The 17,429-nt window shown below is 59.4% G+C and carries 14 protein-coding genes; 8 read left to right on the forward strand and 6 right to left on the reverse strand.

Annotated features, from left to right (window positions below; all coding sequences use genetic code 11):
• Positions 1-2 precede the first annotated feature (2 nt).
• Complete coding sequence (locus tag CFE47_RS13430) at positions 3-2,192, forward strand: patatin-like phospholipase family protein (RefSeq protein ID WP_286837843.1); 2,190 nt, start codon at positions 3-5, stop codon at positions 2,190-2,192.
• Positions 2,193-2,326: 134 nt separating this feature from the next.
• Here CFE47_RS13430 and CFE47_RS13435 read toward each other — a convergent pair whose 3' ends face one another.
• Together CFE47_RS13435 and recQ are read right to left on the reverse strand one after the other, a co-directional pair.
• Positions 2,327-2,761 carry a MarR family transcriptional regulator gene (locus tag CFE47_RS13435; RefSeq protein WP_135288670.1) on the reverse strand — a complete coding sequence of 145 codons (435 nt, stop codon included), beginning with the start codon at positions 2,759-2,761 and terminating at the stop codon, positions 2,327-2,329.
• A 121-nt stretch (positions 2,762-2,882) separates the two neighbouring features.
• The gene (recQ, locus tag CFE47_RS13440; protein ID WP_185703614.1) at positions 2,883-5,009 is read right to left on the reverse strand and encodes a DNA helicase RecQ; all 2,127 of its coding nucleotides are present in this window, start codon (positions 5,007-5,009) and stop codon (positions 2,883-2,885) included.
• 276 nt (positions 5,010-5,285) lie between these two features.
• On the opposite strand from recQ, the gene CFE47_RS13445 reads away from it, so the two are divergent.
• From CFE47_RS13445 to CFE47_RS13455, 3 genes are all read left to right on the forward strand, one after another.
• Positions 5,286-5,873: a UPF0149 family protein gene (locus tag CFE47_RS13445; RefSeq protein WP_185703612.1), complete on the forward strand. Its 588-nt coding sequence runs from the start codon at positions 5,286-5,288 to the stop codon at positions 5,871-5,873.
• A gap of 20 nt (positions 5,874-5,893) precedes the next feature.
• Complete coding sequence (locus CFE47_RS13450; RefSeq protein WP_286837676.1) at positions 5,894-6,277, forward strand: YbaN family protein; 384 nt, start codon at positions 5,894-5,896, stop codon at positions 6,275-6,277.
• Positions 6,278-6,393: 116 nt separating this feature from the next.
• Positions 6,394-9,864, forward strand: a complete 3,471-nt coding sequence (locus tag CFE47_RS13455) for a hybrid sensor histidine kinase/response regulator (RefSeq protein WP_286837678.1) — start codon at positions 6,394-6,396, stop codon at positions 9,862-9,864.
• Between the two features lie 57 nt (positions 9,865-9,921).
• Here CFE47_RS13455 and CFE47_RS13460 read toward each other — a convergent pair whose 3' ends face one another.
• Complete coding sequence (locus CFE47_RS13460) at positions 9,922-11,400, reverse strand: DNA recombination protein RmuC (protein ID WP_502695490.1); 1,479 nt, start codon at positions 11,398-11,400, stop codon at positions 9,922-9,924.
• A gap of 61 nt (positions 11,401-11,461) precedes the next feature.
• Entirely contained in the window at positions 11,462-11,785 is a 324-nt protein-coding gene (locus CFE47_RS13465) for an SEL1-like repeat protein (RefSeq protein ID WP_105694832.1), read from the reverse strand.
• 457 nt (positions 11,786-12,242) lie between these two features.
• Between CFE47_RS13465 and CFE47_RS13470 the strand changes: the two genes are divergently transcribed.
• The 4 genes from CFE47_RS13470 to CFE47_RS13485 all read left to right on the forward strand — a co-directional run bounded on the left by CFE47_RS13470 (position 12,243) and on the right by CFE47_RS13485 (position 15,424).
• Positions 12,243-12,548 (forward strand): hypothetical protein, encoded by a 306-nt coding sequence (locus CFE47_RS13470; RefSeq protein WP_185703606.1) that lies wholly within the window; start codon positions 12,243-12,245, stop codon positions 12,546-12,548.
• A gap of 444 nt (positions 12,549-12,992) precedes the next feature.
• Positions 12,993-13,217, forward strand: coding sequence for a hypothetical protein (locus CFE47_RS13475; protein ID WP_005790139.1), 225 nt, complete (start codon positions 12,993-12,995; stop codon positions 13,215-13,217).
• Between the two features lie 279 nt (positions 13,218-13,496).
• The gene (locus CFE47_RS13480) at positions 13,497-13,979 is read left to right on the forward strand and encodes a hypothetical protein (protein ID WP_185703604.1); all 483 of its coding nucleotides are present in this window, start codon (positions 13,497-13,499) and stop codon (positions 13,977-13,979) included.
• A 146-nt stretch (positions 13,980-14,125) separates the two neighbouring features.
• A complete protein-coding gene (locus tag CFE47_RS13485; protein ID WP_286837681.1) occupies positions 14,126-15,424 on the forward strand; it encodes an OmpP1/FadL family transporter in 1,299 nt (432 codons plus the stop codon).
• Between the two features lie 65 nt (positions 15,425-15,489).
• On the opposite strand, the gene CFE47_RS13490 is transcribed toward CFE47_RS13485, so the two are convergent.
• Positions 15,490-16,038: a glutathione peroxidase gene (locus tag CFE47_RS13490; RefSeq protein ID WP_286837683.1), complete on the reverse strand. Its 549-nt coding sequence runs from the start codon at positions 16,036-16,038 to the stop codon at positions 15,490-15,492.
• A 150-nt stretch (positions 16,039-16,188) separates the two neighbouring features.
• Positions 16,189-17,388: an MFS transporter gene (locus CFE47_RS13495; protein ID WP_185704347.1), complete on the reverse strand. Its 1,200-nt coding sequence runs from the start codon at positions 17,386-17,388 to the stop codon at positions 16,189-16,191.
• Positions 17,389-17,429 lie beyond the last annotated feature (41 nt).

Consider the following 17,429-nt stretch of genomic DNA (forward strand, 5'->3'; position numbering starts at 1 on the left):
TGATGCGCCGCCTGCTGTCCTGCCTGCTGTTGTGCCTGCTACCCCTCCTCGCCCAAGCCGTTGAAGCCCCACGCCCGAAAATCGGCCTGGTGTTGTCCGGCGGCGCCGCTCGTGGCCTGGCCCATATCGGTGTGCTCAAGGCCCTGGAAGAGCAAGGCATCCAGATCGATGCAATTGCCGGCACCAGCATGGGCGCGGTGATCGGCGGGCTGTACGCGTCGGGCTACAAGATCGATGAGCTGGAAAAACTCGCGTTGAACATCGACTGGCAGCAGGCGCTGTCCGATGCACCACCACGGGAAGACGTACCGTTTCGGCGTAAGCAGGATGACCGGGATTTCCTGGTCAAACAGAAGCTCAGTTTTCGCGACGACGGCAGCCTCGGTTTGCCGTTGGGAGTGATCCAGGGCCAGAACCTGGCGCTGCTGCTGGAGAGCATGTTTGCCCATAGCAGCAACACGCGTAATTTCGACAAGCTGCCCATCCCCTTCCGCGCCGTGGCCACCGATATCACCACGGGCGAAAAAGTAGTGTTCAGCAAGGGCCACTTGCCTCAGGTGATTCGTGCGAGCATGTCGATCCCGGCGGTGTTCGCACCGGTAGAGCTTGACGGGCGCTTGCTGGTGGACGGCGGCATGACCGATAACATCCCACTGGACGTAGCGCGGGAGATGGGCGTGGATATCGCCATCGTGGTAGACATCGGCACCCCACTGCGTTCGCGCAAACAGCTGGCCACTGTGGTGGACGTGCTCAACCAATCCATCACCCTGATGACCCGGCGTAACTCCGAAGAGCAACTCAAGGCCCTGCGCCCCAAAGACGTACTGATCCAACCACCGCTGGCCGCCTATGGGGTGACCGACTTCGGCCGCGCCAAGGACATGATCGACGCCGGCTACCGCGCCACACGCGCCCTCGACCTGCGCCTGGCGCACCTGCGACCGGCCGAGCCGATCGACCCACAATTGGTTGCGGCTCGCACCCCTGGCGAACGCACGCCGGTGATCACCGCGATCAATGTGGAAAACGACTCGAAAGTCAGCGACGACGTGATCCGCTACTACATCCGCCAGCCCCTCGGCGAGCCGCTGAACCTGGGACGGCTGCAAACCGACATGGGCACCTTGTACGGCCTGGACTACTTCGAGCAGGTGCAATACCGCGTGATCAAGAAAGGCCAGGACAACACCCTGGTGATCAGCGCACGCGGCAAACGCAGCGGCACCGACTACCTGCGCCTGGGCCTGAACCTGTCGGACGATATGCGCGGCGACAGCGCCTTCAACCTCGGCGCCAGCTACCGCATGAACGGCATCAACCGCCTCGGTGCCGAATGGCTGACGCGGGTGCAGATCGGTGATCGGCAAGAGCTGTACAGCGAGTTCTATCAACCCATGGACACCGGCTCGCGTTACTTCGTCGCGCCCTATATCAGCGCCCAGGCGCAGAACGTCGAGTTGATCCTGGACAACGACCCCGTCTCCGAATACCGCCTGGAACGCTACGGATTCGGCCTGAACGTAGGGCGCCAGATCGGCAATAGCGGTGAGATCCGCTTCGGCGTCGGCGAGGCCTGGGGCAAGGCCGATGTGCGTATCGGCGACCGCGACATGCCCAGCGTGAGTTTCAGCGAAGGCTTCTATGAGTTGAAGTACTCCTTTGACTCACTGGACAACGTGTACTTCCCCCATACCGGTGAAGACATCGGCCTGGCCTACCGCGAATTTGAGCCAGGGCTTGGTTCGGACCAGCGCTATCGTCAATGGGAGTTCAAACTGGACAAAGCCATGAGCAATGGCCCGGACACGTTGGTACTGGGCGGCCGTTACGGGCGCACGCTGGACAGGTCCGACGTAGTGATTTCCAGCTTCCTGCTGGGGGGCGCGCGGCAATTGTCGGGCTTTCGCGAGGATGCGATCTCGGGGCAGAACATCAGCCTGATGCGCGCGGTGTACTACCGTCGGCTGACCCCACGCTCGTACCTGCCGTTGGATTTTCCGCTGTACCTGGGCGCGTCACTGGAGCGCGGCCGGGCGTGGAACAATGACAATGAGTTCGACAGTGGGTACATCAACGCGGCCAGTGTGTTCCTGGGGTTCGATACGCCGTTGGGGCCGCTGAATTTCAGCTATGGGTTCAACGATGATAATCAGAAGGCGGTATACCTGAACCTGGGCCAGACCTTTTAGAGAGCCGAACACAAAACCAAATGTGGGAGCGGGCTTGCTCGCGAATGCGATGTGTCAGCGACTAAAAAGGTAACTGATATGCCGCATTCGCGAGCAAGCCCGCTCCCACATTTTGATCGTCACCGAATCCGGGATCAGGACTTTTCCAGGTTTGCCAGGATGTGCCCGTGCACACGCATGCACACCTTCATATCCTCTTCATCCACCCCCACAAACAGCTCATGACGCAGCGCTGTCGCAATGGTCTCGATCTGGTCGATAAGCGGGCGAGCGGTATCACACAGCAAGATGCGCTTGGCACGACGGTCTTCCACCACCGCCTGGCGTTGCACCAAGCCCTGACCTTCCAGGCTGTCGAGCAACCGGGCGAGGGTAGGCCCTTCTACCCCAACGCTTTGCGCCAGCTCACGCTGCGTGGGTGCTTCTTCGAAACGCGCCAGGTGCAACAGCACCAGCCAGCGCGCCTGGGACAAGCCCAGCCCCGCCAGGCGGCGGTCCAGCTCGGCGCGCCAACCTCGGGACATTTGCGCCAACTGCATGCCAAAACGGTGTTGATCGGTTAACGGCATAAAAAACTCATGGTTTAGACTGAAAATAAAGTGTGGCTAATTATTAGTCAGCTAAGCATGAGCCATGCCAGTAGGCAAGAGTTGCTATGTACTGATTCGTTACATTGTCGTAATTGGCGCACTAAATCTCGAATTCCGACTGCAAAGCGGCCCTTACGCAGTACAAAACACCCTCAGGGACACGTCCGGTAAAGAGTGGTGTGATCTCCGCGACAGCTGGCAATTCGCCCTCTCCGTCCAGGAACGCGTCCTGGATCTCGCCGAGCAAATCCTCTGGCAAATCAAGCGCCTGCTCCAACGACAACTGCTGCTTTCCGATGGATTCAGCCAGCAACGTGTAGACGTTCTTTTCCGAGCACTGCAACTGACCGGCGATCTGGATCGGGGTCATGCCGGCGCGTGCCAGGCTGATCAGTTCGTGGCGAATATCGGCGACTTCCTTCGGCGCCTCGGCCTGACCGCCGAGCACTTCAAGGAAGGCCTGGCCGTAACGTTCCAACTTGCGTGCGCCCACGCCGCTGACCCGCGCCATTTCGGACATTGTGGTGGGTTGCTCACGCAGCATCTCCAGCAACGTGGAGTCGGGGAAGATAACGTAAGGCGGCACACTGTGTTCCTGGGCCAGCTTGCGCCGCAGTGTGCGCAGGGCTTCCCACTGTTCGCGTTCTTCGCCACGTACCAGTTGGCTGGCTTGGCTGGTGCTGCTCTTGGCGGTGGTCTGCGGCTTGAGGTCGCGGCGCAGCTCCAGGCTCACTTCGCCCTTGAGCAGCGGTCGGCAACTGTCGTTCAGACGCAGGCCGCCGTAACCTTCGATGTCGATATCCACCAGGCCGCGCGCAACCATCTGCCGGAACAACGAACGCCATTCGCCTTCGGCACGGGCCTTGCCGACACCGTAGACCGACAGTTTTTCGTGGCCAAAGCTGCGCACCTTTTCGTTGTCCTTGCCCAGCAGCACATCCACCAGATGGCCGACACCGTAGCGCTGGCCAGTACGGTAAATGGCAGACAAGCCCTGACGCGCCGGCTCGGTAGCGTCCCAGGTTTGCACGCCGTCGATGCAGTTGTCGCAATGGCCACAAGGCTCGGGCATGTCTTCGTCGAAATACGCCAACAAGGTCTGGCGGCGGCAGCGGGTCTCTTCGCACAACGAAAGCATGGCATCGAGCTTGTGTTGCTCCAGGCGCTTATGGCGTTCATCGCCTTCGGAGTTCTGCAGCATCTGCTTGAGCATCACCACATCCTGCAGGCCGTAGACCATCCAGGCATCCGCTGGCAGGCCATCACGGCCGGCACGACCGGTCTCCTGGTAATACGCCTCAAGGGATTTGGGCAAGTCCATGTGGGCGACGAAGCGCACGTTGGATTTATCGATGCCCATGCCGAATGCGATGGTCGCCACCATGATCAGGCCTTCCTCGTTGAGGAAACGTTTCTGGTGGGCCGAGCGCGTTTCGTTGGGCAGGCCCGCGTGATACGGCAGCGCTGGGTAGCCTTGTTCGCAAAGGAACGCGGCCACTTCATCGACCTTTTTGCGCGACAGGCAATAAACGATACCTGCATCACTGCGACGCTCAGACAGGAATGCGAGCAGCTGCTTGCGCGGCTGCTCCTTGGGCACGATGCGGTAGAAAATATTTGGGCGGTCGAAGCTCGACAGGAAGCGCTCGGCGTTCTGCAAATGCAGGCGCTCGACGATTTCCTCGCGGGTACGCTTGTCGGCAGTAGCGGTCAGGGCGATACGCGGCACGTCAGGGAAAAGCTCGGCCAGTTGGCCAAGTTGCAGGTATTCGCGACGGAAATCGTGGCCCCATTGCGATACGCAGTGGGCCTCGTCGATGGCAAACAGGGCGATTTCAAGGCTCTGCAGGAAGGCCAACATGCGCGGCTGCACCAGTCGCTCGGGGGCCAGGTAAAGCATTTTCACTTCACCGCGCTTGATCCGCGCAGCCAAGTCACGCTGCTGCTCGGCACTGAGGGTGGAGTTCAGGGACGCTGCGGCAACGCCAAGCTCTTCGAGGGTAGCCACCTGATCGTCCATCAACGCGATCAGCGGCGACACCACCACGGCAAGGCCATTGCGCAACAACGCCGGCACCTGGAAGCACAGGGACTTGCCACCGCCAGTAGGCATCAGGACCAGGGCATCGCCGCCACTGGCCACGCGCTCAATGATCGCACCCTGGCGGCCACGAAAACTGTCGTAGCCGAAGATGTCCTTGAGGACGCGTTGAGCCTGCTCGAGCATGTATAACTCCAAAATAGTGCCGAAATCCCTCTATACAGGCTGGCCGAGAAAACACGGGGTTACGGGAAATAATCCGTAAGTGAAGTTTTCTCGGACTGGCGCTTGGCCTGCAAGGGCATCACAAAACGCGGCAGTATACCCGAGCGACATCCACCAAAGGGCGCCACTGACGAATAGCCAGCGCTATCTAAAACCTGGCAAATATGCAGTGCGGCTGGCCTGGGCGCTCAAGAAAGCCTAGAATTCAGCATCGTTTATTCCCAAGGTAGTCCTTCAATGTCCTTCGCTGAGCAACTAACCCGCCTGCAAGCCTTCCTCGACGCCGATGAGCTGCATGACGAGGCGCTGGACTACGTGGCCGCCCACGGCTACCTGACCGCCCTGTCCATCTGCTCAGAGCCTGTACCTGACCGTGAGTGGATCGACGCCCTGTTCGCCGAAGAACCTCACTACACCGACGCTGCCCAGCGCGAAGAAATCGAATCCACCCTGCTGGCCCTCAAGGCCCACATCGGTCGCCAACTGGCCTCCGACGAGGAGTTCGAGCTGCCGTGCGAACTGGACCTGGGCGAAGAGCCGGACGACTCCGACCTGCGCGGCTGGTGCATCGGCTTCATGGAAGGCGTGTTCCTGCGTGAAGCCGCCTGGTTCGAAACCGCCGAGGAAGAAGTCAGCGAAATGCTGCTGCCGATCATGGTCGGTTCGGGCCTGTTCGACGACCAGCCGGAGTTCTCCGACATCGCCGCCGACGCCAACTTGATGGACGACATGATCGTACAGATCCCGGAAGCCCTGACCGCCCTGTACCTGCTGTGCAACGCCCCTGACGAAAAACCGGCGATCCTCAAGCCACGTCACCACTGAGTCGCTTGCCCGTGACACCCATGGGCAATCGCTCGCTGCTCCTGCGTTACGTGCTGCTGGCCATCGGCTGGCTGAGCGTAGCGCTGGGGGTGATCGGCATTTTCCTACCGGTATTGCCGACCACGCCCTTCCTGCTCCTCGCCGCCGCCTGCTTCGCTCGAAGCTCTCCACGTTTCTACCATTGGCTGGTGGAACACCCGCGCCTGGGGCCCTGGGTACGCGACTATCTGGACGGCAATGGCATCCCGCTCAAAGGCAAGGTCTACGCCATTGGCTTGATGTGGTTGAGCATCAGCGTTTCCTGCTACCTCGTCCCACTGCCCTGGGCACGCGGCTTCATGCTGACCAGCGCAGTGCTGGTGTCGATCTACATCCTGCGCCAGAAAACCCTGCCTCCCCGCTGAGCCCCTGCGACATTACCCCTCACACGACCTTGGTCGACACTGACTAACCCCAAGCATCATGCGAGACTGTCCAACCGGGCCTGGAATGCCTGGGTGTTCTTATGCTCGGAGTTACCATGACGCTGTCCAGCGGGCTGATCGCCGCCGTTGCCCTGGCCTATATGGCCATTATGTTTGCCATCGCCTTTTACGGTGACCGACGCCATGCGCCGTTGCCGCCGCGCATGCGTGCCTGGGTGTATAGCCTGTCGCTGGCCGTCTACTGCACCAGTTGGACGTTCTTCGGCGCCGTAGGCCAGGCCGCAGAACAGTTGTGGGCATTTTTACCGATCTACTTAGGACCGGTGCTGCTACTGGTGTTGGCACCCTGGGTGCTGCAGAAGATGATTCTGATCAGCAAGCAGGAAAACATCACCTCCATTGCCGACTTTATCGCCGCACGCTACGGCAAATCCCAGTCCCTCGCCGTGGTCGTGGCGCTGATCTGCCTGGTGGGTGTGCTGCCCTATATCGCACTGCAGCTCAAAGGCATCGTGCTCGGGGTGAACCTGCTGATCGGCTCTGGACCAGACACCACCGGCACCCGCGCCCAGGACACGGCATTGATCGTGTCGCTGGTGCTGGCGTTGTTCACCATTGTGTTTGGTACGCGCAACCTTGATGCCACCGAGCACCACCGTGGCATGGTGCTGGCGATTGCGTTTGAATCCCTGGTCAAGCTGTTCGCGTTTCTGGCCGTCGGCGCGTTTGTGACCTACGGCCTGTACGACGGTTTCGGTGACCTGATTAGCCAAGCGATGCTGGCGCCACGGTTGGACGAATACTGGAAAGAAACCGTCAACTGGCCGTCGATGGTGGTACAGACCGGCGTCGCCATGATGGCAATCATCTGCCTGCCGCGACAGTTCCATGTGACCGTGGTGGAGAATATTGACCCGCAGGACCTGCGCCTGGCCAAGTGGGTGTTCCCGGCCTACCTGATCCTCGCCGCGCTGTTCGTGATCCCTATTGCCCTCGGCGGCAAGATGCTGTTGCCCTCGTCCGTGCTACCAGACTCCTACGTGATCAGCCTGCCCATGGCCGAAGCTCATCCGGCCCTGGCCGTGCTCGCGTTTATCGGCGGTGCCTCGGCGGCTACCGGCATGGTGATCGTGGCAAGCATTGCCTTGTCGACCATGGTCTCCAACGACATGTTGCTGCCGTGGCTGCTGCGCCGCTCCAGCGCCGAGCGGCCGTTCGAAGTGTTCCGTCACTGGATGCTGTCGGTGCGCCGAGTCAGCATCGTGATCATCCTGTTGCTGGCCTATGTGAGTTATCGACTGCTCGGCTCCACGGCGAGCCTGGCGACCATCGGCCAGATCGCCTTTGCCGCCGTAACCCAACTGGCACCTGCCATGCTCGGTGCGCTGTATTGGAAGCAAGCCAATCGGCGCGGTGTGTTTGCCGGCCTCGCAGCGGGGACGTTCCTGTGGTTCTACACCTTGGTCCTACCGGTTACCGCGAAAAGCCTGGGATGGTCCCTTAGCCTTTTCCCTGGGCTAACGTGGATGCATTCCCACCCGCTCGGTTTGTCCGTCACCTCATTGACACTGGGCACAGTGTTTTCGCTGGCAGGTAACTTCACCCTGTTTGTGTGGGTGTCGATGCTGTCGCGCACGCGGGTGTCCGAACACTGGCAGGCGGGGCGCTTCATCGGCCAGGAGATCAGCCAACGTGCCAGCGCCCGCTCGATGTTGTCGGTGCAGATCAGCGACCTGCTCAGCCTGGCAGCGCGTTTTGTGGGTGAAGAACGCGCGCAGCAGAGCTTTATCCGTTTCGCCTACCGACAGGGCAAAGGTTTCAACCCCAACCAGAACGCCGACAACGACTGGATAGCACACACCGAACGCCTGTTGGCCGGTGTGCTTGGCGCATCGTCGACGCGCGCGGTGGTAAAAGCCGCGATCGAAGGTCGGGAAATGCAGTTGGAAGATGTGGTACGTATCGCCGACGAAGCGTCGGAAGTGCTGCAATTCAACCGAGCCTTGCTGCAAGGCGCGATTGAAAACATCACCCAGGGCATCAGCGTGGTAGACCAATCACTCAAGTTGGTGGCCTGGAACCGTCGCTATCTGGAACTGTTCAACTACCCCGACGGTTTGATCAGTGTGGGCCGGCCGATTGCCGACATCATTCGCTATAACGCCGAGCGCGGCCTGTGCGGGCCAGGCGAGGCCGAAGTGCATGTGGCGCGACGCCTGCACTGGATGCGCCAGGGGCGCGCGCACACCTCGGAGCGCCTATTCCCCAACGGACGAGTGATCGAACTGATCGGCAACCCGATGCCGGGCGGCGGATTTGTCATGAGTTTCACCGACATCACCGCGTTCCGCGAAGCTGAGCAGGCACTCACCGAGGCCAACGAAGGGTTGGAGCAACGGGTGACCGAACGGACCCATGAGCTGTCGCAGCTCAACGTGGCACTGACCGACGCCAAGGGCGTGGCCGAATCTGCCAGCCAGTCGAAAACCCGCTTTCTCGCCGCCGTCAGCCACGACCTGATGCAACCGCTGAACGCCGCGCGACTGTTCTCCGCCGCCCTCTCCCACCAGAACGATGGGCTGTCGAGTGAAGCTCGGCAACTGGTGCAGCACTTGGACAGCTCACTGCGTTCCGCCGAAGACCTGATCAGCGACTTGCTGGACATCTCGCGCCTGGAAAACGGCAAAATCAATCCGCAGCGCCAGCCGTTTGTGCTCAATGAACTGTTCGACACCTTGGGCGCAGAATTTAAGGCGCTGGCCCAGGAGCAAGGGCTGCGCTTCCGGCTGCGTGGCAGTCGTTTGCGCGTCGACAGTGACATCAAGTTGCTACGGCGAATCTTGCAGAATTTTCTGACCAACGCGTTCCGTTATGCCGACGGCCCAGTATTGCTGGGCGTACGCCGGCGCCAAGGCGAACTGTGCCTGGAAGTCTGGGACCGTGGCCCCGGCATTCCGCCGGACAAGCAGAAGGTGATCTTCGAAGAATTCAAGCGCCTGGACAGCCACCAGACGCGCGCCGAAAAAGGCCTGGGCCTGGGGTTGGCGATTGCCGACGGCCTGTGCCGTGTGCTGGGCCATCGCTTGAGCGTGCGCTCATGGCCGGGCAAAGGCAGCGTCTTCAGCGTCAGCGTGCCACTGGCACGCAACCAGGCCAGCCCACGGGTCTTGGCTCCGCAGGAAAACGGCCTGCCACTGAGCGGCGCGCAGGTGCTGTGCGTGGACAACGAAGAAAGCATCCTGATCGGCATGCGCAGCCTGTTGAGCCGTTGGGGTTGCGAGGTGTGGACCGCCACTGATCAGGCGCAATGTGCGGCGCTGCTGGCCGAGGGTGTACGCCCGCAACTGGCGCTGGTGGATTACCACCTGGACCATGGCGAAACCGGTACCGAGTTGATGGGGTGGCTGCGCGCACAATTGGCGGAGCCGATTCCTGGCGTGGTGATCAGCGCTGACGGACGACCGGAGATGGTGGCCGAGGTGCATGCGGCGGGGTTGGACTACCTGGCCAAGCCGGTGAAGCCTGCGGCGTTGCGGGCGTTGCTGAGTCGGCATTTGCCGCTGTAGGCAAGCTACCCTGAAATTCCTGTGGGAGCGGGCCCGCTCCCACATTTTGATCTGTGTTTATTCGGGTAGATGGGCCACGCCATCAGCATCCGTCATCGCCCGCTCCAACAAATCCGCAGGCAAGCTTTTACTGGCCCGCGCACCCAGCAACTTCAATTGCTCAGTCCGACTGACCAGGTTTCCGCGTCCATCTGTCAGCTTGTTACGCGCAGAGCTGTAAGCCTTATCCAACTGCTGCAAGCGATTACCCACTTCATCCAGGTCCTGGATAAACAGCACGAACTTGTCGTACAGCCAACCAGCGCGCTCGGCGATTTCCCGGGCGTTCTGGCTCTGGCGTTCCTGCTTCCACAGGCTGTCGATCACCCGCAACGTGGCGAGCAAGGTGGTGGGGCTGACGATCACGATATGGCGGTCGAAGGCTTCCTGGAACAGGTTCGGCTCGGCCTGCAGCGCAGCGGAAAACGCCGCCTCGATCGGGACGAACAGCAACACGAAATCCAGGCTGTGCAGGCCTTCCAGGCGCTTGTAATCCTTACCGGCCAAGCCTTTGACGTGATTGCGCAGGGACAGCACGTGCTGCTTCAACGCTGCCTGGCCGATCACGTCATCATCCGCGCCAACGAACTGCTGATACGCGGTGAGGCTAACCTTGGAGTCCACTACCACCTGCTTGTCGCCCGGCAGCATGATCAGCACGTCCGGCTGGAAACGCTCGCCATCCGGGCCTTTTAGACTGACTTGGGTCTGATACTCACGCCCCTTCTCCAGGCCGGCGTGTTCCAGCACACGCTCAAGGATCAACTCGCCCCAGTTGCCTTGGGTTTTCTGCCCCTTGAGGGCGCGGGTCAGGTTGGTGGCTTCATCTGACAGCCGCAGGTTCAGTTGCTGTAGGCGCTCAAGTTCCTTGGCCAGGGAAAAGCGCTCGCGAGCTTCGTTCTGATAGCTTTCTTCAACGCGTTTTTCGAAGGACTGGATGCGCTCCTTCAACGGGTCGAGCAATTGGCCCAAGCGCTCCTGACTGGTTTCGGCAAAACGTTGCTCACGCTCGTCGAAGATCTTGCCGGCCAATTCGGCGAACTGCGCACGCAACTCATCGCGAGAGCCTTGCAGGTCCGCCAGGCGCTGCTGATGACTGTCCTGCTGTTCGCGCAGTTCGGCACGCAAGGCAGCTGATAACGCGTCTAGACGACGCAGTTCGGTGTCCTTGGCGCTGCGGTCGAGGTTCCAGGCGTGAGCGGCGTCGCGGGCGTTGTCACGATCAATCTGCAGCAGTTCGACCTCACGGCGCACGGCAGCCAAATCGGCTTGCTTGGCGGCATTGGCCTGGCTCAGGTCGCTGATTTCGTCGCGACTGGCATCCAGTTGAGCCGCAAGGCCTTCCTGGGCCATTTGCGCTGTGGCCAGGCGCTCTTCGAGCAGTTCCCAGCCGGTCATGCGGGCGGTCAACTTCCGTTGAATCTGCCAGCACACTGCCAATAACGGCACAGCGGCGCCAGCGAGGCCCAGGGCAATACTGGTCCAGTCAAAAACCATAGCCATTTCTGCCATTACCGAAAAAGAGCAAGGTTAACGGAGCACAGGGCGGGAAGACAGTTCAGTCTTCGACCTGGCCCAGTTCACGTTGGGCGCGGCGATCGCCGGCGCGAGCGGCCAGGCGCAGCAGATCGTGGCCGATGCGGCGGTCACGGGCGTTGCCGCATTCACGGCACATCAGTTCGCCCAAACGGCTCTGTGCAGCGACCACACCTTCACGGGCCGGTTGCTTGAGCAAGCGCCCGGCAAAGTGTTTGACGTTGGTGCTGTGCCCCAGACGCGGGCTGTCGAGCAGCCACAGGGCAACCTTCAAGGAGAAACGCTTGGGGGCGGTAACAGTTTGAGGGGTGTCGGTAACAGAAGGTGATACTGAGCGAAACTTCATAAAACACTGTGGGACAGATCGGAAGGCGCGCCACTCTACTCTTTTTTTCGTACAGGTAAAGCTGAAAAAACTCTGCACGCCCGTTCTAGAGCAAGCGCTTGGGACAATCCACAGAAGCTGTGGATAACTCAGTGGACAACCCCCCTTGAACTCGCCCAAAGGCCCATGGAATGGGGGCCGCAGTCAAACTGACGATTTTTTCACCAATAAAAAAAAGCGAGATTTTTCATTGACTTAAATTTTCATTGCAGGCAAATGGCGCCGCAGCAACGCACTTGACAGCGCGGTTACACACGCAGCAACTAATGTGCACAAGTACCCACCTGATGGTTATATCACCGGCTTTTTTTGCAGCGAGTCGGTTCAAAAATGTTACCGCAGGGTCGAACCAAGGACTTTTCAAATTTCGAAACGCTCGCCACACTCCCCGTCCTACAGCACAACGGTGGGTAGCTCGATGAAAGGAATACTGCTGTTCGCCGCATTGCTGCTGGCCGTCTGCGCCATTTCCCTGGGAATCAATGCAGCACTGCCATCACCGGACGGGGCGCTGTTTGCCATCGCTATCCTGCTGTCGGCAGCCTTCACTGCAGTGAGCCTGTGCATCGAGCTGGGCGATGGCCGCATCAATGACATGCGCGATGTGATGAAGGCCATTGAAACCGGGCAGTCCCTGCGCCTGACCTTGGCAGCTTACGGGCTGGGCTGTTCACTGGCGGCAGCGGCTACGGTGCTGGTTTATCACGGCCTGCTGGGCTACTGATTAAACTTTTTTGGCTAACACACTTCCCTTACCTGTTTCAATCCGTTACTATCCGCGGCGTTAGTACCAAGCTGAAAGTCAATTCTGGTCGAACAACTCCCTCGAACAACGCGGGATCGACCACCTCGATGGTTTCCAGGTATTCCTTGCGACGACACGGCCTTTGAACAATCAAAGGGTGTCGCGAAGTTTCAATACTCTGACCGAACCAACCTGCAAATTGATCAGGATCTTCACCCCGGGCCCAGAACCTTTGCCCCTGTTGTGTTGCCTGCCCTCCTAAGTACCTACCTGCCAGCCCAAGCGCGCCTAACTTATCAGCGCTTCAAACTGGCTGCTTTGTTCCAGTCGGGTTCTTCGTTTGATCAATAGTGGTCAACGTCACTGGAACGTTTTAATACGGCACGGCTCTTATCTGTGTCATTTGTAGGAACACCAATAATTATGAACGCTCAAATCCATACTCAGGATGCCATTCGCACCCTCACCAACGCTTTTGCTCCAATGAACTGCCTGATCATGGCCGCTCGCAAAGGCTGTTTCAGCTTCACCCTGGTCAACGAACACGGCATCGCTCGTCACAGCGAACGCCTGTACCCCGATCAATACTCCAGCGCAGAACCGCTGCAGGCCGTGATCGAGCGTACCCGTCAGGCATTGACCGCCTGATCGACCTGAGTCGCTGAAACACAAAAACCCTGTTTAAAAAGCAGGGTTTTTTATTGCCTGAGATTACTGCCTTGAGCTTTTGCACTAAGTGCGAATAGATATAAACGTTATAACTAAATGAAGAAGATGTTTTAAAAACAGTCCTTTACATCATAAATATGACACTACACTTCAACTCAAGCGGCATGATCCGCTTCCGACGAGCCTGAGATCCGATTCACTGCTGCCAAGCCCCCACTCAGGCCTCGTCGACCACTTTCTTCACGGATTGAGGCGTGTATGGGTATCGCTGCCAGCGAATTGTGTCGTTACGTGATCCGGCCGACGTTGATCTACCTGGGCTGTCACAACGAGACTGCTGAATCACTGCTGCTGGGCATTGCCGCCAGCCAGTCGGAACTGGGCTCCGCCCTGCACGACCGGCGCGGTCATGGCTTGTACAGCATCACCGAACCCCGTCACCGCGCGCTATGGGATAACTACCTGGCGCTGGACCCCGAGCGCGCCAGCCTGGTACGCGGACTGGCCAGCCAGCACGCCTTTCTCAGCGCACCGCAACTTGAGCTCACCGTAAACCTGCGTTATGCCACGGCCATCGCCTGGCTTTTGGTGGAGCAACACACCCCCGCATTACCACCGCCCGGTGATGTCTTGGCCATGGCGCGTATCTGGAAAGAAATATTTCACCCACACGGGCGAATCAAAGATTTCACGCAAACCTGGCAAACCTGTGTTTCATCCATGAATCACGTGGTTTGCTGACCGGGCAATTTGCAAGATTCGCCAAAAAACGGCAATTTTGGTCGGATTGTCCTACAAAACCGCTCTATCTCCTGCATTACAGCCTATAGCGCGATCTTAAAATTATTGTTACTTTCCGCAGCGGTGATCACCACGGAGTTCTAATAATGAAAAAAGTAATGCTCAAGACCACACTTAGCCTCGCCGTTGCCATGGCCTCTTCCCACGTCTTTGCAAGTGGCTTTGCCCTTAACGAACAAGACGTCGCAGGAATGGGTACCGGTTTCGCAGGCCGCTCTTCTTCTGCCGATAACGCAAGCACTGTCTATGGTAACCCTGCCGGTATGGCTCGCCTTGAAGGGCAGCAGATTACGGGTGGTGTTGCTGCTATCGACGCAACGACCAACATCAAAGACGCCAGCGGTCGCTCCAGCGGCAGCAACAAAGGCGACATGGTGCCGTTCACTGCCGTTCCTTTTGGTTTCTACACCAACAAGCTTAACGACCAGTGGGCTGTGGGCTTCGGCGTTTACGCACCCTTCGGCCTGAAGACCGACTATGAGCGTGGTTTCCAAGGTCGTGCGTTTGGCAACAAGAGTGAAGTGTCGGTTATCACCTTCCAGCCGACCGTCAGCTATGCCTTCAATGACAGGGTATCGATCGGTTTCGGTCCGACCATCAACCGCATTGCAGGCACCTTGGAGTCGCAACCAAACCTGGGCCTCGTACCGGGCCTGGCAGGCACCGGCGACAACAAAATCAAGGTTAAAGGCGACGATACAGCTATTGGTTTCAATGCTGGCATCCTCGTACAGGCCACCGACACCACTCGCGTTGGTCTGACGTATCACTCAAAAGTGAAATACAAGCTTGAAGGCCACACCACTGTAACTCCGGGAACCGGGGTTCCAGCCCAGGTACTGGCAGGCGCTCGTTACGACGCTTCGCTGAAAGTCGACACCCCAGAATCCTGGGATGCTTCGGTTACCCAAGACCTGAGCGACGCCTGGAAACTGTACGGCGGTGCAACCTGGACTCGCTGGAGCCGCCTGAAAGACATCACCGTCAACAACGAAGGTGTAACGGCAGCTACCGGTGGCGGCCTGGCACCTCGCATCGTCGGCCAGATTTCCGAGCCGCAGAACTGGCACGATACTTGGGCCTACGCGATTGGCACCTCGTACCAAGTCACCAAGCAAGTGGTACTGCGTACCGGCCTGACCTGGGACCAGTCGCCAACCAACAACACTGACCGTTCGCCGCGTATTCCTACCGGTGACCGGACAATCTTCAGCGTTGGCTTGGGCTATGCGGTGATGGATAACATGACTGTCGACCTGGCCTACTCCTACCTCAAGGAAGAGCCTATCAAGGTCAACAAACAGAACGCGCTGGGCCAGACCTACGCGTCCAAGTACGAAAACAGCGCCAACGGCTTCGGCCTGGGCGTGACGTACAAGTTCTAATCCAACGCCGCATAAAAAAGCCCCGCTCTCCTGCAAAGGAAGCGGGGCTTTTTAATGGCTGGCGATCAAGGCTTCGAAGCCAACGCCTTCTCCACCGCCTCGATCAAATCCGGGCTGTCCGGCTTGGTCAAACTGGAGAAATTGGCAATCACATTCCCCTGCCGATCTACCACATACTTGTAGAAGTTCCACTTCGGCGCATTGCTCTGCTGCGCCAATACCTTGAACAGGTGCACTGCATCCGGCCCCTTGACCTTCTGCGGTTCGGTCATGGTGAAGGTCACGCCGTAATTCACGTAGCACACCTTCGCGGTTTCCTCGCCGGTCTTGGCTTCCTGCTTGAAGTCATCGGACGGCACGCCGATCACCTCCAGCCCTTCGCCCTTGTAACGCTGATACAACGCTTCAAGGCCTTTGAATTGCGGCGCGAACCCACAGAAGCTAGCCGTATTGACGATCACCAGAGGCTTGCCGGCAAAACGCTGGCACAGGTCGATGGATTCCTTGGCGCGCAACTTGGGCAATTGGCCTTCCAGCAACGGCGGGCAATCGGCAGCCATCGCGGCGCTGCCAATGGCCATCAGCACGGGTACAGCGAGCCAGCGCATCTGCATGTCGTGTGTCCTTGAAAGTGATCAGGCCACGACGTTAACAGATCGACATGCCCAGTTGCATCAATGCCAGGCCGCCGTGTTGCCAGCCCCACCAGGCTAGCAGCACCAGGACCAACCCCGCAGCAATGATCAACCCCCGTGCCGCTATGCTCATGCCGCCTCCATCTGCGCCTGCAGTCGGGCCACTGGCCGCTCGCGCACCGGCCAGTTCAAGGCCGCCGCAAGCAGGCTCAATAGAATCGCCACCTGCCAAATCAAATCGTAGTTACCGGTTCGATCATAGACCACCCCACCCAACCAACCGCCAAGGAACGAACCGAGCTGGTGAAACAGGAACACGATCCCACCGAGCATGGAGAGGTTTCGTACACCGAACAGCGTCGCAACCGTGCCGTTGGTCAGTGGCACAGTGGACAGCCACAGGAAGCCCATGGCCATGCCGAACAGATAGGCCGTGACTTCGGTGACCGGCGCCCACAGGAACAGCACAATCACCACCGCACGCAACAGGTACAACCCCGTGAGCAAGCGCGGCTTGGACATGCGCCCACCGAGCCAGCCGGCGGTGTAGGTGCCGAAGATATTGAACAGGCCGATCAACGCCAGCACCGTGGTGCCAACCGTGGCGGGCAAATGCTGGTCCACCAGGTAGGCCGGCAAATGCACACCGATGAACACCACCTGGAAACCGCAGACGAAAAAGCCGAAGGCCAACAGCCAGAACCCAGAGTGGGAACAAGCTTCCTTCAGAGCTTCACGTAGAGTTTGCTGCCCGGCCATGACGGGTAGCGGCCGGTCCTTGAGCATGCTCACCAGCGGCAAAATCAGCGCAACCATCAGGCCCAACACCAGCAGGGCTGCCGACCAGCCCAACCAACTGATCAAGCCGAGCGTGCCCGGCACCATCGCAAACTGGCCAAACGAACCGGCAGCACTGGCGATCCCCATGGCCATGCTGCGTTTTTCTGGCGCCACGGCGCGGCCGACCACGCCGAGAATCACCGAGAACGACGTGCCGGACAGGCCGATACCAATCAGCAAGCCCGCACTCAGGGACAACGACACCGCCGAATCGGACATACCCATCAACACCAGGCCCGCCGCGTACAACACACCGCCGACAAACACGGCCTTGGTCGCGCCGAAACGGTCAGCCAACGCACCGGTAAAGGGTTGTGCCAGACCCCAGATCAGATTCTGCAAGGCAATGGCGAAGGCAAACGTCTCGCGGCCCCAGCCGAATTCGCTGCTCATCGGTGCCAAGAACAGGCCGAAACCATGCCGCACGCCCAACGACAACGCCAGGATCAGCGCACTCCCCACAAGAATCCAGCCACTGGTGCGCCACATCGAGGTCATTTCTTATTCTCCGCTCGCGGGTATATACCCGC

The organism is Pseudomonas sp. PGPPP1, from assembly GCF_002255865.1.
Taxonomy (GTDB): Bacteria; Pseudomonadota; Gammaproteobacteria; order Pseudomonadales; family Pseudomonadaceae; genus Aquipseudomonas; species Aquipseudomonas cremoris.

What these genes read in the sequence shown, in the direction of transcription:
- CFE47_RS13430 (WP_286837843.1), top strand. Translation starts at nt 3, where the DNA reads ATGCGCCGCCTGCTGTCCTGCCTGCTGTTGTGCCTGCTACCCCTCCTC.
- CFE47_RS13435 (WP_135288670.1), bottom strand. Translation starts at nt 2,761, where the DNA reads ATGCCGTTAACCGATCAACACCGTTTTGGCATGCAGTTGGCGCAAATG.
- recQ (WP_185703614.1), bottom strand. Translation starts at nt 5,009, where the DNA reads ATGCTCGAGCAGGCTCAACGCGTCCTCAAGGACATCTTCGGCTACGAC.
- CFE47_RS13445 (WP_185703612.1), top strand. Translation starts at nt 5,286, where the DNA reads ATGTCCTTCGCTGAGCAACTAACCCGCCTGCAAGCCTTCCTCGACGCC.
- CFE47_RS13450 (WP_286837676.1), top strand. Translation starts at nt 5,894, where the DNA reads ATGGGCAATCGCTCGCTGCTCCTGCGTTACGTGCTGCTGGCCATCGGC.
- CFE47_RS13455 (WP_286837678.1), top strand. Translation starts at nt 6,394, where the DNA reads ATGACGCTGTCCAGCGGGCTGATCGCCGCCGTTGCCCTGGCCTATATG.
- CFE47_RS13460 (WP_502695490.1), bottom strand. Translation starts at nt 11,400, where the DNA reads ATGGTTTTTGACTGGACCAGTATTGCCCTGGGCCTCGCTGGCGCCGCT.
- CFE47_RS13465 (WP_105694832.1), bottom strand. Translation starts at nt 11,785, where the DNA reads ATGAAGTTTCGCTCAGTATCACCTTCTGTTACCGACACCCCTCAAACT.
- CFE47_RS13470 (WP_185703606.1), top strand. Translation starts at nt 12,243, where the DNA reads ATGAAAGGAATACTGCTGTTCGCCGCATTGCTGCTGGCCGTCTGCGCC.
- CFE47_RS13475 (WP_005790139.1), top strand. Translation starts at nt 12,993, where the DNA reads ATGAACGCTCAAATCCATACTCAGGATGCCATTCGCACCCTCACCAAC.
- CFE47_RS13480 (WP_185703604.1), top strand. Translation starts at nt 13,497, where the DNA reads ATGGGTATCGCTGCCAGCGAATTGTGTCGTTACGTGATCCGGCCGACG.
- CFE47_RS13485 (WP_286837681.1), top strand. Translation starts at nt 14,126, where the DNA reads ATGAAAAAAGTAATGCTCAAGACCACACTTAGCCTCGCCGTTGCCATG.
- CFE47_RS13490 (WP_286837683.1), bottom strand. Translation starts at nt 16,038, where the DNA reads ATGCAGATGCGCTGGCTCGCTGTACCCGTGCTGATGGCCATTGGCAGC.
- CFE47_RS13495 (WP_185704347.1), bottom strand. Translation starts at nt 17,388, where the DNA reads ATGTGGCGCACCAGTGGCTGGATTCTTGTGGGGAGTGCGCTGATCCTG.